Origin of the sequence: Microvirga aerilata, assembly GCF_016743775.1 — a bacterium.
Classification (GTDB): Bacteria; Pseudomonadota; Alphaproteobacteria; order Rhizobiales; family Beijerinckiaceae; genus Microvirga; species Microvirga aerilata.
This window is the reverse complement of the sequence record NZ_JAEQMY010000015.1, coordinates 16,110-29,196: the sequence shown is the minus strand read 5'-3', so window position 1 is coordinate 29,196 and position 13,087 is coordinate 16,110. Positions and strand designations below refer to the sequence as shown.

General features: G+C 67.7%; 13 protein-coding genes. 5 read left to right on the top strand and 8 right to left on the bottom strand.

The annotated features are described in order from the left end of the window. Window positions 1-123: 123 nt before the first annotated feature. Window positions 124-1,698, top strand: coding sequence for an exodeoxyribonuclease VII large subunit (gene xseA / locus JKG68_RS12575; protein ID WP_202059865.1), 1,575 nt, complete (start codon window positions 124-126; stop codon window positions 1,696-1,698). A 68-nt stretch (window positions 1,699-1,766) separates the two neighbouring features. Beyond that, complete coding sequence (locus JKG68_RS12570; RefSeq protein WP_202059863.1) at window positions 1,767-1,988, top strand: DUF2093 domain-containing protein; 222 nt, start codon at window positions 1,767-1,769, stop codon at window positions 1,986-1,988. A 41-nt stretch (window positions 1,989-2,029) separates the two neighbouring features. Here JKG68_RS12570 and lpxK read toward each other — a convergent pair whose 3' ends face one another. The 7 genes from lpxK to JKG68_RS12535 form a co-directional block, all read right to left on the bottom strand. Then, a complete protein-coding gene (lpxK, locus tag JKG68_RS12565) occupies window positions 2,030-3,043 on the bottom strand; it encodes a tetraacyldisaccharide 4'-kinase (protein ID WP_202059861.1) in 1,014 nt (337 codons plus the stop codon). Next, the gene (locus JKG68_RS12560; protein WP_202059859.1) at window positions 3,043-4,332 is read right to left on the bottom strand and encodes a 3-deoxy-D-manno-octulosonic acid transferase; all 1,290 of its coding nucleotides are present in this window, start codon (window positions 4,330-4,332) and stop codon (window positions 3,043-3,045) included. The genes lpxK and JKG68_RS12560 overlap by 1 nt, the downstream gene beginning before the upstream one ends. Then, complete coding sequence (locus JKG68_RS12555) at window positions 4,329-5,063, bottom strand: lysophospholipid acyltransferase family protein (RefSeq protein ID WP_202059857.1); 735 nt, start codon at window positions 5,061-5,063, stop codon at window positions 4,329-4,331. Before JKG68_RS12555 ends, JKG68_RS12560 begins: the two co-directional genes overlap by 4 nt. 13 nt (window positions 5,064-5,076) lie before the next feature. Beyond that, window positions 5,077-5,310, bottom strand: a complete 234-nt coding sequence (locus JKG68_RS12550; protein ID WP_202059855.1) for a DUF4170 domain-containing protein — start codon at window positions 5,308-5,310, stop codon at window positions 5,077-5,079. Between the two features lie 58 nt (window positions 5,311-5,368). Continuing rightward, entirely contained in the window at window positions 5,369-6,166 is a 798-nt protein-coding gene (locus JKG68_RS12545) for an inositol monophosphatase family protein (RefSeq protein WP_202059853.1), read from the bottom strand. 118 nt (window positions 6,167-6,284) lie between these two features. Then, a complete protein-coding gene (gene ubiA / locus JKG68_RS12540; RefSeq protein ID WP_202059851.1) occupies window positions 6,285-7,214 on the bottom strand; it encodes a 4-hydroxybenzoate octaprenyltransferase in 930 nt (309 codons plus the stop codon). 18 nt (window positions 7,215-7,232) lie between these two features. Further along, window positions 7,233-7,709, bottom strand: a complete 477-nt coding sequence (locus tag JKG68_RS12535) for a hypothetical protein (protein WP_202059849.1) — start codon at window positions 7,707-7,709, stop codon at window positions 7,233-7,235. A gap of 209 nt (window positions 7,710-7,918) precedes the next feature. Here JKG68_RS12535 and JKG68_RS12530 point away from each other — a divergent pair, with 209 nt between their 5' ends. The 3 genes from JKG68_RS12530 to JKG68_RS12520 all read left to right on the top strand — a co-directional run bounded on the left by JKG68_RS12530 (window position 7,919) and on the right by JKG68_RS12520 (window position 11,478). Further along, on the top strand, window positions 7,919-8,665 hold the full coding sequence (locus JKG68_RS12530; protein WP_202059846.1) for a 16S rRNA (uracil(1498)-N(3))-methyltransferase: 747 nt from the start codon (window positions 7,919-7,921) through the stop codon (window positions 8,663-8,665). Window positions 8,666-8,843: 178 nt separating this feature from the next. Further along, window positions 8,844-9,983: a carboxylate-amine ligase gene (locus tag JKG68_RS12525; RefSeq protein WP_202059844.1), complete on the top strand. Its 1,140-nt coding sequence runs from the start codon at window positions 8,844-8,846 to the stop codon at window positions 9,981-9,983. A gap of 124 nt (window positions 9,984-10,107) precedes the next feature. Continuing rightward, window positions 10,108-11,478, top strand: coding sequence for a glutamate--cysteine ligase (locus JKG68_RS12520; RefSeq protein ID WP_202059842.1), 1,371 nt, complete (start codon window positions 10,108-10,110; stop codon window positions 11,476-11,478). Window positions 11,479-11,592: 114 nt separating this feature from the next. Here the strand turns inward: JKG68_RS12520 and JKG68_RS12515 are convergent, their stop codons facing one another. Then, window positions 11,593-13,086: a sensor domain-containing diguanylate cyclase gene (locus tag JKG68_RS12515; protein ID WP_202059840.1), complete on the bottom strand. Its 1,494-nt coding sequence runs from the start codon at window positions 13,084-13,086 to the stop codon at window positions 11,593-11,595. Window position 13,087: the final 1 nt, after the last annotated feature.

The window sequence follows — 13,087 nt, the reverse complement described above, 5'->3', positions numbered from 1 at the left end:
TTGCGCGGCTGAGGCTTTGGCCGAGGGCGCGGCGAAATGCACAGGGGATAGCTTGCGCGATCCCGGGCTTCTGTTGCGCCGCTGCCCTTGGCAGGCCTGGGGTGGGCGGATTAGGTTCACCTCATGTTCGCAGACAAAGCCCCCTCGAATGCTCCCGAATGGTCGGTGTCCGATCTGGCGGGCGCTCTCAAGCGCACCCTCGAGGATGCGTTCGGTCATGTGCGCCTGCGCGGCGAGGTGTCGGGCTATCGCGGGCCGCATTCGTCGGGCCATGCCTATTTCTGCATCAAGGACCAGAACGCCCGCATCGACGCGGTGATCTGGAAGGGCGCCTTCGCCAAGCTGAGGATCCGCCCCGAGGAGGGGATGGAGGTCATCGCCACCGGGCGCATCACCACCTTTCCGGGCTCGTCCAAATACCAGATCGTGGTCGAGACCCTGGAGCCTGCCGGCATCGGCGCGCTCATGGCGCTTCTCGAGGAGCGCCGCCGCAAGCTGAACGCGGAGGGGCTGTTCGCGCCCGAGCGCAAGCGGCGGCTGCCTTTCCTGCCCCGCGTCATCGGCGTCGTCACTTCGCCCACGGGCGCGGTGATCCGTGACATCCTCCACCGGCTGGAGGACCGTTTCCCGCGTCAGGTGCTGGTATGGCCCGTGCGCGTGCAGGGCGACACCTGCGCGGCGGAGGTGGCGGCGGCCATCCGGGGCTTCAACGCGCTCGAGCCCGGCGGCAGGATCCCCCGTCCCGACGTGCTCATCGTCGCCCGCGGCGGCGGGTCCATCGAGGATCTGTGGGGCTTCAACGAGGAGGCCGTGGTGCGCGCCGCCGCCGAGAGCGGCATCCCGCTCGTCTCGGCGGTCGGCCACGAGACCGACTGGACCCTGATCGATCATGCGGCGGACGTTCGCGCGCCGACGCCCACGGGCGCGGCCGAGATGGTGGTGCCGGTGCGCGTCGAGCTCATGGCCGGCGTGAACGACCTGTCCCGCCGCCATGTGGAGGCGACCTTGCGGCTCGTGGAGCGGCGGCGCTCCGACCTGCGCGCCACGGCCCGCGCCCTGCCGAGCCCCGAGGCCCTGTTCTCGCCCAAGCGGCAGCGGCTCGATCTTGCGGCCACCAAGCTTTATCCGGCGCTGGCCCGCAACGCTCGCGGCCACGAGGAGCGCCTGCTCAAGGTGTCCCGCCAGCTCGCCCTCGTGTCGCCGGTGGCCAATGTGGCCCGCATGCGCGCCCGGCTCGATGCCGTGGGGCCGCGCCCCTACAATGCGGCATGCCGCTCCATCGTCCTGCGCACCGAGACCCTGAAGCAGATCGGGACCCGGCTGGTGGTGTCCCGCGAGGCGCTGCTGCGCGCCGAGCGGCTCCGCATCGCCCGGGCGGGCGACGCGACGAAGAGCGTCGCCGAGCGCCTCGGCCCCGCCCTTGACGGCCAGATCGCCCGCAAGGCCAAGCAGCTCGAGGCGGTGTCCAAGCTGTTCGACAGCCTGAACTACAAATCCGTGCTCAAGCGCGGCTTCGCCCTCGTGCGCGACACGGACGGGCAGCCCCTGCGGTCCGCCGATGCGGTGCTGGACGGCCGGTCCCTCGTGCTCGAATTCGCTGACGGCAAGGCGGACGCAACCGGCGGGCGCATCGGAACCAGGCCCAGGATCGCCAAGCCCAAGCTCGTCGCCGTGGAGGAGCAGGGGGCCCTGTTCTGATCCCGGATTGGCAATTCCCGCCAGGATCTCCTATGTGAAGAACGGCGCAGCGATTTTGATGTTTTTCCATGATGAACAAGTTCGAACGCAGCGGCGGTGAAGCCGTCGTGCAATATCTCGACAGCAACCTGCGGGTCGTAAAGCCCGGTGCTTTCGTGCGCTGCGCCGTCACAGGCGCCGAGATTCCCCTGGACGAACTGAAGTACTGGAGCGTCGAGCGGCAGGAGGCTTACGCCTCGCCCGAGGCGGTGATGATGCGCCTTACCGGGCAGGCCGCGCCCGGGCGCTGACGCCGCCTTCGATGCCATGACGCCCGCCTCCGGAGAGCCGGTCAGGCGGTGCGCAGCCGCCGATCGTTGATGCGCCGCAGGAGCAGGTTGCGAAGGGCCACCTCATTCTCGATCTGGAGCCGGACCGGCAGCGCCATCAGGTCCGGCCAGGAATGCAGGTCCGCGATCCCGGCAATCCGCGCCAGATCCTTTTCCGTCGTGACGGCCTGAAGGCCACGGGCTTCGGCTTCCTGCCTCAAGGCTGCAAGGTCGCCGGCCTTGTAGCGGTGGTGGTCCGGGAAGGGGCGGGCCGATTCGACGATGGCGCCGCAGCCCCGCAGGGTGTCGAAAAACTTGTCGGGCCGCCCGATGCCCGCAAAGGCCAGCACCTTTTTCCCCTCGAGGACCTTGGCCATATCCGGCGCCGGCACGATCCGCGCCTCGAACACGCGCTTGTCGCGCCGCTTCGCCTCCTCCGCAACCTGCCGGCCCGGCTCGCCGTCGCCGATCAGCAGAACGGCGTCGATCAGCGGCCATTGGGTTTCCATGGGGGCGCGCAGGGGCCCAGCGGGCAGGGTCAGCCCATTGCCGATCCCGGTTGCGCCGTCCACCACCGCGATGGTGCAGTCCTTGAGCAGCGACGGGTTCTGGAGGCCGTCATCCATGATGACGACGGTCGAGCCCATCTCGTAGGACAGGCGGGCTCCGGCCGGACGGTCGCGCGATACGATGGTCCGGGCCAGGGCTGCGAGAAGGATGGGCTCGTCGCCCACATCGAGAGCCGTGTGCTTGCGCCGGACCTGGACGGGACCGCGCAGGCGCCCGCCATAGCCCCGCGACAGGAAGGACGGGCTCTCGCCCGACGCGTCGAGGAGGTGGGCGACCACGAGGGCGGTCGGCGTCTTGCCGGCTCCGCCGACCGTGAAATTGCCGATGCAGATGACCGGCAGGTCCGCCTTCTCGCCCTGCCGGAGCATCCGCCGCGTGGCAAGGGAGGAATAGACCAGGCCGGCCGGCCGGAGCAGGCTCGCGGGCAAGGACCTGAAGGGTTGCCACCAGAAGCGCGGCGCGCGCATCAGCGGCGCGCTCCCAGCTTCGCCTGCACGATGAAGGGCTCGATGGACTGCATGGTGCGGTCGACCGCGCCGCCGAGGGCCTGCACGGCCTCTCCGGCCGCCCGGGCCATGTCGCGGGTGAGCGCCGGGTTGCCGAGCAGCTCGCTCACCGCCCGCGCGAGGGCGGCGCTGTCATTCACCATCACGGCGCCCCGCGCCTGATCGATGGCGTCGTAGATTTCGGTGGCCGTATGAACATGCGGGCCATGCAGGATGGCCGCGCCGAGCTTCGCCGGCTCGATGGGGTTGTGGCCCCCGATGGGAACCAGGGTGCCGCCCATGAGCACGATGGGCGACAGGCGGTAGAACAGGCCCATCTCGCCCACGGTGTCGACCACATAGATGTCGGTGGCCCGGTCGGGATGCATGCCGTCCGAGCGCCGCCCGGCACGCAGGCCCGCCTGCTCGACGAGGCCCGCGACCTCCGGCCCGCGATGCGGGTGGCGCGGCGCGATGATGGTGAGCAGGTGAGGGTGGCGCTTCGCCAAGGCGCGATGCACGGTGACCACGGCGCTTTCCTCACCCGGATGGGTGCTGGCGGCAAGCCAGACCGGGCGCCCGGCGATCAGCCCCGAGAGATGGGCCACCACCCGCGGATCGGCCGGCGGGGGAGGGGCGTCGAACTTGATGTTGCCCGTTGCGAGCACCCGGGGGGCGCCGAGCCGGGCGAGGCGCTCCGCATCGTCCGACGTTTGGGCCAGGCACAGGGCGAAGCGCTCCAGGAGCCCCCTGATGATGCCGGGCATCTTCTGCCAGCGCTGGAACGACCGGTCGGACATGCGCCCGTTGACCATGACCAGCGGGATATGGCGCTCGTCGAGAGCCATGATCGTGTTGGGCCAGATCTCCGATTCCGCGATCAGGGCCAGGTCGGGCTGCCAGTGGTCCAGGAAGCGCTTTATATAACGTGGCACGTCGAGCGGGACAAATTGGTGGGCCGCCCCTGGCGGGAGCCGCCTCGCGATGAGGGTTGCCGATGTGCGGGTGCCCGACGTGACCAGCACGGCAAGGCCGCGCTGGGTCAGCCGCTCCACCACGGGGAGCAGGGACAGGGTCTCGCCGATGCTGGCGCCATGCACCCAAATCAGGTGGCCATTGGGCCGCTGGCGGCTGGGATAGCCCTGCCGCTCGCCGAGGCGGGTCCGGTCCTCGCGCCCTTTCCTCTGGCGCCAGTAGAGGAGGCCGAGCACGGCGGGCTCCAGAACGGACACGAGCGCGCGGTAGGTCTTGAAGACGACGGGAAGGCTCATGCTCGGGACCCTCCCATGAGAACCGGACTGGGCTTGGCGCCCGGATCCCGGGAGCCCACGAGCTCATAGGCGCGCTCGTGAACCCGGTCGAGCTCCCGCTCGACGGTTTTTCTGAGGCTTTCCAAGGCTTGCTCGTCCGCTTCCCGGGGCACATGGACGGGATGGCCGAGCACCATGGCCCCGCGCCCGAAGGGCAGGCCGATGCTGGCCCGGTCCCAGCTGTCGAAATCGATCCGGCGGCTCGTCACCACCGCAACGGGCACGATGGGCTGTCCGGACAGCTGGGCGAGCGTGACGATTCCCTGGCCGCAGACCCGCGAAATCTTCGGGACGTCGGCGGTCATCACCACCATCTCGCCGTCGGCGAGCGCCCGCAGCATGGCGCGCATGGCCTGGATGCCGCCCTTCTTGCGAATGTCGCGCCCGCGGGCGCCGGAGCCGCGAATGGCGCGCACGCCCAGATGGCGCAGCGCGATGGCGTTGAACTCCCCGTCGCCGGAGCGGGACACGAGGCTGGCCGCCCGGTCCTGCGGTCGCTTGGCGAAGTGGATCATGAAATGCTGCCCGTGCCACATGGCCGCGATCACGGGCATCTCGATCCGGTCGTAGGCATCCGCCGGCTCCATGACGAACCGGTTCGTGCGGTGCACGAACTTCAAGTAGCTCGCGACGAGGAAGCCCAAGGCCTCCTGAACCGCGCGCGAGCGGGTGATGCGCTTGACGAGATCCATCGTGGTCTGAAAATCAGCCCTGCTGCGGATCGAGCAGACGGTGAAGATGGACGATGAAGTAGCGCATCTGCGCGTTGTCCACGGTCGCCTGCGCCCTGGCCTTCCAGGCGGCATGGGCGGCGGCGTAGTTCGGGAACACTCCGACGATGTCGAGCTTGGAAAGGTCCTTGAAGTCGACGAATTCGAGGCTGGTGAGCTCGCCGCCGAAAACCAGATGAAGGAGTTGCTTGCCAGGCTGGTCGCTCATGGTGATAGGGCTCTTCTGAAGAGGGTTGCAAGGGTGGTTTGGCCGAGGGCCGAAACGTTCAGGCTCTCATGGCCTCAATAGCACGAGGATGCAACCGTGACGCAACGGCAATCATCTCGTCGTGACGGGGCTGCGGCCTGTTGTAGACCGGGACTGCGCCATCCAGGCCGGTGAGGCGGGCGCCGGCCTCCCGCAGGATGAGGTCCGCTGCGGCGATGTCCCAGTCCTGGGCGTTGGCGGAAACCAAACCCACATCGATGGAGCCGTCGGCCACGCGCGCCAGCCTCAGCGCCAGGGAGGGCACCTTGGGCAGGCGCTCGACGGCGCCCATGCGGCGCTCGAGGCGGTCCATCAGGGGCTTGGGGCCCGTAACCCTGGCGAGGTCGAGCGCTTCGGCCTCGGACACCTGCAGCCGTTCGCCGTTGCACCAGGCGCCTTCGCCGGGCCTTGCCTCATAAAGGCGGTCGTGGGCGGGCGCATAAAGAACGCCCAGAACGGGCTTGCCGTCGCGGACCAGGGCAATGGACACCGCCCAGTCCGGATGGCCCGAGGCGAAGGCCCGGGTTCCGTCGATGGGATCGACGATCCAGACATGGCTCCGCTCCAGTCGAGCCGGATCGTCGGCGGTTTCCTCGGACAGCCAGCCCGCTTCGGGGAAGAGGCCGGTGAGATGGCCCTTCAGGAAGGTGTCGAGGGCGATGTCCGCCTCCGTCACCGGGGAGCTTTGCCCCTTGTACCAGAGCCGCGCCGCGGTCTGCCCGCCGGAGCGGAAATAGGGCAGGGCCATGGCCCCGGCCCGACGGGCGGCTTCGCACACGGCCGATGCAAGGGAGGAGGGGGGTATGGAGGACAGCATCGGACCTGAAATGGGGGTGTTTGCCAGGAGATACCATAGCCGTTCGGCTTCGGCCCTGCCTTTTCTGTCGCATGGAAAAGGGAATCCGAGCCGGGCCTTCGAACAGGCGCGCCGACGCTTAAAGGAGGCCGTCGAGGGTCATGGCAGCAAACAGGACAAGGCCCGCATCCCGGTTGGACCGGAAGAGCCGGAGCGCGCCGGCGCCGTCGGACCGGTCGATCCGCGCGACCTGCCAGCCCAGGTGGAGGGCGAAGAGCCCCAGCCCCGCGAACGAGGCCGGACCAGCGCCTGCCAGGACGAAGGCCGCGCCCATGAACGCAAGGGTCAGGCCATAGCAGATCCCGACCCCGAGCTTCACCCGCTCGCCGAAGAAGCGGGCCGAGGACTTGATGCCGGCGATCTCGTCGTCCTCGATGTCCTGCAGGGCGTAGATGGTGTCGTAGCCCACCACCCAACTGATGCTGCCGAGATAAAGAAGCACCGCGGTCCCGTCCAACGAGCCGAAGGCGGCGGCCCAGCCCATGAGGGCGCCCCAGGCGAAGGCGAACCCCAGGACGATCTGCGGCATCCAGAAGAAGCGCTTCATGAACGGATAGAGCGCAACGACGCCAAGGGACGCGAAGCCCGTCGCGACGGCGAAGCCGTTGAACTGCAGCAGCACCAGAAGGCCCACGAGGCCCTGGAGCGCCAGAAAGGCCAGCGCGGCCTTGACGGTTACCTGACCGGACGGGATGGGCCGCTGGCGGGTGCGCTCGACCCGGGTGTCGAGATCCCGGTCGACGATGTCGTTATAGGTGCAGCCTGCCCCGCGCATGGCCACGGCGCCGATCAGGAAAAGAAGGCAGTGAAGCGGATCGGGCCAGGGCTGCCCGGCATGGATGGCGGCCAGCGCCGCCGACCACCAGCAGGGCAGGAGCAGCAGCCACCAGCCGATGGGCCGCTCGATCCGGGCGAGGCGCAGGTAGGGCCTCAAGCCCGCGGGCGCGAGCCGGTCCGCCCAATGGCCCCTGACGGCATCGGGAAGGGACGGCGCTGCGGGGCGCTGCATCGGCCGGCGTGTCCGGTTTTAGAGGGCGCCCTTGGGAACGCTCAAGGTGCCGGTCAGGCCGCCGCCCATCTTGCCGCCGAGGCCGCCGCCCTGCTGGGCCTGCTGCGCCTGCTGCTTGGCACGCTTTTCCATCTCGGCCATCTTGGCGGCAGCCCCGCAGGCCTGCCCCTTGATCTCCTGGGAGCGCTTGTGGTCCTTGCTGAAGCCTTCGACCACCTGATCGGGGATCTGGCACCAGTCCTTGTTGTCCGTCATCCACTTCTGGCCGGCATTGCCGTTCACCACGAGCTTGGAGAAGACGGTGCATGCCGCACGCGGATCGACCTGCTTCTTCTTGCCGGCGCTGAGCTTGTTGATCTGCTGGATGAGGCTCTGCCGCTCCTGCAGGATCTTCTGCCCTTCCTGGCAGGCGCTCGACTGCGCAAAGGCAGGAGCTGTCGCGAGAATGCCGGCAACGGCCAACGCAGCCATGAGGTGAGAACGAATGTGCGCCATGCCCAAAATTCCTTCAGAAAAGCCCGCGACGTCTCGCGTGCCTGCGCTCTGTTAACAGGTAACGGGCCGTCAGGCCAAGAGGCGAATGGTCGCCTTGGCCTTAAGGGGTGCCATTCCGAACCTGAATTTCACGTGACCAAGCCCGAGGCTCCTCTCCCTTCGGGCCGGAGAACTTGGTAAGGCTTGGATCTCCAAGCCCCCGGGATCCCATGGCCGATTACGACTTCAACGCTCCCCGCCTCTTCGTCGACGCGCCCCTTCAAGGGGGAGCGCGGATCGCGCTCGAACGCAGTCAGGCCAACTACCTGCTCAACGTCCTGCGGCTGAAGGCGGGCGAGGCGGTTCTGATCTTCAACGGGCGGGACGGCGAGTGGCGGGCCGAGGTCTCGGTCGAGGGGCGCAAGGCTGCCGATCTCGTCTGCATGGAGCAGACCCGCCAGCAGGGGGCCGCCCCCGACATCGTCTACGCTTTCGCGCCCCTCAAGCACGCCCGCCTCGACTATATGGTCCAGAAGGCGGTGGAGATGGGCGCGGGCGTTCTCCAGCCCGTCCTGACGCGCCGGACCCAGAGCACCCGGGTCAACCTCGAACGCATGCGCAGCAACGCCATCGAGGCGGCCGAGCAATGCGGGATCCTGTCCATCCCGGAGGTGCGCGAGGAGGAGAATTTAGAGCGTTTCATCAAAGGGTTGGACAAGGACCGGCTGGTGGTCTTCTGCGACGAGGACGCGCCGGTTTCCAATCCGGTCCAGGCTCTGGCCAAGCTTGGGAACAAACAGCCTAGGCTTGTTGTTATTGTGGGACCCGAAGGAGGGTTCACCGATCAGGAGAGAGCGCTTGTCGCCGCCCACGAAAGATGTGTTTGCGTATCGTTGGGACCGCGAATCCTGCGTGCTGACACAGCCGCGGTGGCAGCCTTGGCGATCGTGCAATCCGTGCTTGGCGATTGGAACTGACCTCATCGCCCGACGACGGCTCAAGCCCATTAGCCTCTAGCTTCAAAAGCTTAGCAGCTTCCTGCCGATCCGCCCCACTCCTGCCCTATTGGGGGTGAGTTTGGGGCCGCGACTGCAGGCCGGGTTACATGTGCAGCAAGGTCATTCCTAAAATAATAAGATAGAGGATACCGAGGAAATGAGCTGGGATTTCAGGGTCGGCATCGAGGAAGAGTACTTCGTCAACGATGCCCCGAAGCGCGACATCGCCAAGGCGAAGATCAGGGAGTTCTTCGCCGCCTGCCGCGAGGGCGTGTCCGGCGACATCCAGCCCGAGATGCTGGAGCCTCAGCTCGAGGTCGCCACCAAGCCCTCCCTGGATTTTGCCGATGCCCGGGCGCAGCTCGCCGGCCTGAGGTCCTCGGTGGGAGCCGTCGCGCGCGACTTCAACCTGTCCATCATGGCCTCGGGCACCCATCCGCTCGCCGTCTGGGCGCGGGTGCGCCCCAACGCTCAGCCGCGCTACGGCAAGGTCATGCACGACCTGCAGATGCTCGGCAGCCGCACCGTCCTGTGCGGCATGCACGTGCATGTGGAGGTGCCGGATCTGGGGATGCGCGTGGACATCATGAACCGGATCCAGCCCTACCTGCCGCTGCTCCTGGCGCTCTCGACCTCCTCGCCCTTCTGGCAGGCTCAGCGCACGGGCCTTCTCGGCTATCGGCTCGCGGCCTACCGGGAACTGCCGCGCACTGGCCTGCCGGATCTCTTCGAAAGCGCGGCCGACTACCAGCGCTACATCGACACCCTCGTGGCCGCCCGCGCCATCGAGAATTCCACCTATGTGTGGTGGGTGATCCGGCCGTCCTTGAAGCACCCGACCCTGGAGCTGCGCGTGGCCGACAGCTGCACGCGCCTCGACGACACCATCGCGATCGCCGCCCTCTACCGCTGCCTCGTGCGGCACCTGAGCCTGGACACCCAGCTCAACGCCGGCCAGACGGGCGCCTCCCGCGCCATCAACGACGAGAACGGATGGCGGGCGCAGCGCTACGGCATTCACGGCAGCTTCGTCGACGAGAAGACCCGGACCGCCAAGCCCGTGCGGGAAATCCTGGAAGAAACCCTGGACATGGTCGCCGAGGACGCGAAGGAGCTCGGCTGCCAGCGGGAGCTCGACCTCGCCCGCTGGATCGTGGCGCGCGGCACCAGCGCCGACCAGCAGCTCACCCTGTTCACGGAAGCCGTCGGCCGCGGCCTGTCGAACCGGGATGCGCTCGCCGGCGTGGTCGATTGGCTCAGCGCGGAAACGATGGGGGAGACGGCGATCCGGCATTGACCAGGGAGCATGGCTCCCCGTCGTTTTGTCCCCTCGTCCCTCATTGCAGCTTGGCGTTTAGCCCCTTATTGAGTCCCGACCTGAGTCGGCGCGCCTTGAACGCGCTTATTGGATGAGGTGATGCATGGCGCGGGACGTATCCGATACGACCCCCATTGGTGCGCGGTCGGAGCTCGTGGAATGGATCGCCTCGGGCGAGAAGCCGCGCGAGACATGGCGGCTCGGCACCGAGCACGAGAAGGTTCCGTTCTACAAGGCCGATTCCACCCCGGTGCCCTATGAGGGCGGCCGGGGCATCCGCGCCCTTCTGGAGGGGATGCAGGAGCGCACCGGCTGGGCGCCGATCATCGAGGACGACCACCCCATCGGCCTTGCCGATGAGGAGGGCGGCGGGGCGATCTCGCTCGAGCCCGGCGGGCAGTTCGAACTCTCGGGGGCTCCGCTGGCCACCCTGCACGACACGGCTCGCGAAACGGCGCAGCACCTGGCCGACGCGAAGGCCGTGGGCGACAGGCTCGGCATTGCCTTTCTGACGCTCGGCATGAGCCCGCTCTGGACGCGGGGCGAGACGCCGGTGATGCCGAAGGCGCGCTACGGCATCATGACGAACTACATGCCCAAGGTCGGCACCCTCGGCCTCGACATGATGTACCGCACGTCCACCGTGCAGGTGAACATGGACTATGCGTCGGAAGCCGACATGGTGAAGAAGCTGCGCGTGTCGCTGGCGCTGCAGCCCATCGCCACCGCGATCTTCGCCAACTCGCCTTTCACGGACGGCAAGCCCAACGGGTATCTCTCCATGCGGTCGAACATCTGGCTCGACACGGATCGCGACCGCACGGGCATGATGGCCTTCGCCTTCGAGGACGGCTTCGGCTACGAGCGCTATGTGGATTGGGCGCTCGACGTGCCGATGTATTTCGTCAAGCGCGATTCCACCTATCACGACGTGGCGGGCGCCTCGTTCCACGATCTGTTCGCCGGCAAGCTCGCGCAATTGCCGGGCGAGCGCGCCACGCGCTCCGACTGGGCCAACCACGTCTCGACCCTGTTCCCGGAGGTGCGCCTCAAGCGCTATCTCGAAATGCGCGGCGCCGATGTGGGCAACCTCGAGCACATCGTGGCCCTTTCGGCCTTCTGGACCGGCATTCTCTACGACGAGGCGGCTCTCGACGGGGCGTGGGAGCTCGTGAAGAACTGGAGCGCGGAGGAACGCGAACAGTTGCGCGCCGACGTGCCGACGCTCGCCCTCAAGGCCACCATCGCCGGACGCACCGTGCAGGACATCGCCCGCGATGCCCTGGCGCTCTCACGCGCCGGCCTCGCCCGCCGCGCCTGCCTCGACGAGGCGGGCCGCGACGAGACCCGTCATCTCGCCTATGCGGAGGAGATCGTGGATTCGGGCCGCACCGCGGCGGAGCGCCTGCTGGAGCGCTATCACGGCGCATGGGGCGGCTCGGTGCTGCCGGCCTTCAAGGAATACGTGTTCTAGAGGCTTTTCAGGTGAACCGGATCCGGTTCACCTGAGAATGCGATACAGCCAAGAAGAGAGCTGATTTCATGTAAACGGCATCGGCTCCGGAAGCGGCTTCGAGCGCAGCTCCGCTCAGGCGGCTTTCGCCACCGAGACGCGGTTGCGGCCGTCCTGCTTGGCCCGGTAGAGGGCGGCATCGGCCAAGGCGATCAGGTCCTTCGGGGCGATGCGGGACCGGTCCAGGCTCGGCACGCGGGTGGCGCTGCCGATGCTGACCGTCAGGATGCTGCAGGGAACGTTGGCCTCATGCCGCAGGGCCAGGGCCTCGACCCGCGCGCGGATGCTCTCGGCCACGGCTGCCGCACCGGCATCGTCCAGGCCGGGGAGCAGAACGGCGATCTCCTCGCCGCCGTAGCGCGCCACCAGATCGCCGGGCCTGCGGGCGGCGCCGACGATCGCCTTTGCGATGGTCCGCAGGCATTCGTCACCGGCTTGATGCCCGTAGATGTCGTTGTAAGCCTTGAACTGATCCACATCGATCAGCAGCAGGGAGACGGGCGCCTTCTCCCGGGCGGCCCGAAGCCACTCCGTCTCGAGCTGCCTGTCGAACATGCGACGGTTGGCGAGGCTCGTCAGGCCGTCCGTCGTGGCAAGGACCGCAAGCTCGGTCTCCGCTTCCTCCCGTCGGCGCAGCGCCCCTGCAAGGCTCCAGCCGAGGGACCCGATGGTGACGACCAGCAGGCCGATGATGGTGCTGCGGAAAACGAATTCCTCGTTCCAGCGCGCCAGCGCCTCGTCCCGTCCGACGGATGAAAGCACGCCGACGGGAAAGACGTGGTTGCGCTGATGCCCGCCCAGGCGCCTGACCCCGTCGATGGGAGAAACGTACTCATAGGTGCCTGGACGGCTTATATCCCGCAGCCGGGGCTCGCTCGATATGTTGGCCCCGAGCGCACGCTCGATGTAAGGATAGCGCGACAGGATCGTCCCATTGGCATGGATCAGGGTAATGGAGCCCTGCGACCCGACATCGAAACGGCCGAAGAAGTTGCCGAAATAGCGGGGCGGTATGCTGGCCTGCACGACGCCGCCGAAGCTGCCGTCGGGCTTGTCGATGCGGCGGGAGAGGGTGAGAACCCAGTCGCTCCCGAGGGGATCGCGGATCAGGGGACCTAGGAACCATTCGCCGCTGGTCGACGTGCCGTGATGCTGGAAGAAAGCCGTATCGCGGGCGCTCACCCTGGCGCGGTGACCGGGCAGGGAGCTGCTCAGAAGAAAGCCGTCCGGCCCGTAGATCGTCAGGGACTTGATGCGCTGCAGGGACTGGACCCGCTCGACCAGGAAAGTGTCCAACCGTGCAATGGCGTTGGGGAGAACGCCGCCCGTTTCGACCCGGTCGACCACGTCCACCAGGAGGGCGTCCGCCAGTTCGAAGGTGTCCTGGGCGTGCTGGGTCAGGGATTTGGCCAGGTTCAGCGTATCCGCGCTGATCCTGGCGATCTCATGCCCTCGCTCATGCCAGTCGCGCCACGCCTCCAGGCCCAGGATCACAAGGCAGACCACGAGCACGAAGGCTCTGAGCCCTCGCGCCGAGGATGCTGGCCTTATGCTGGAAAATGCAGACATG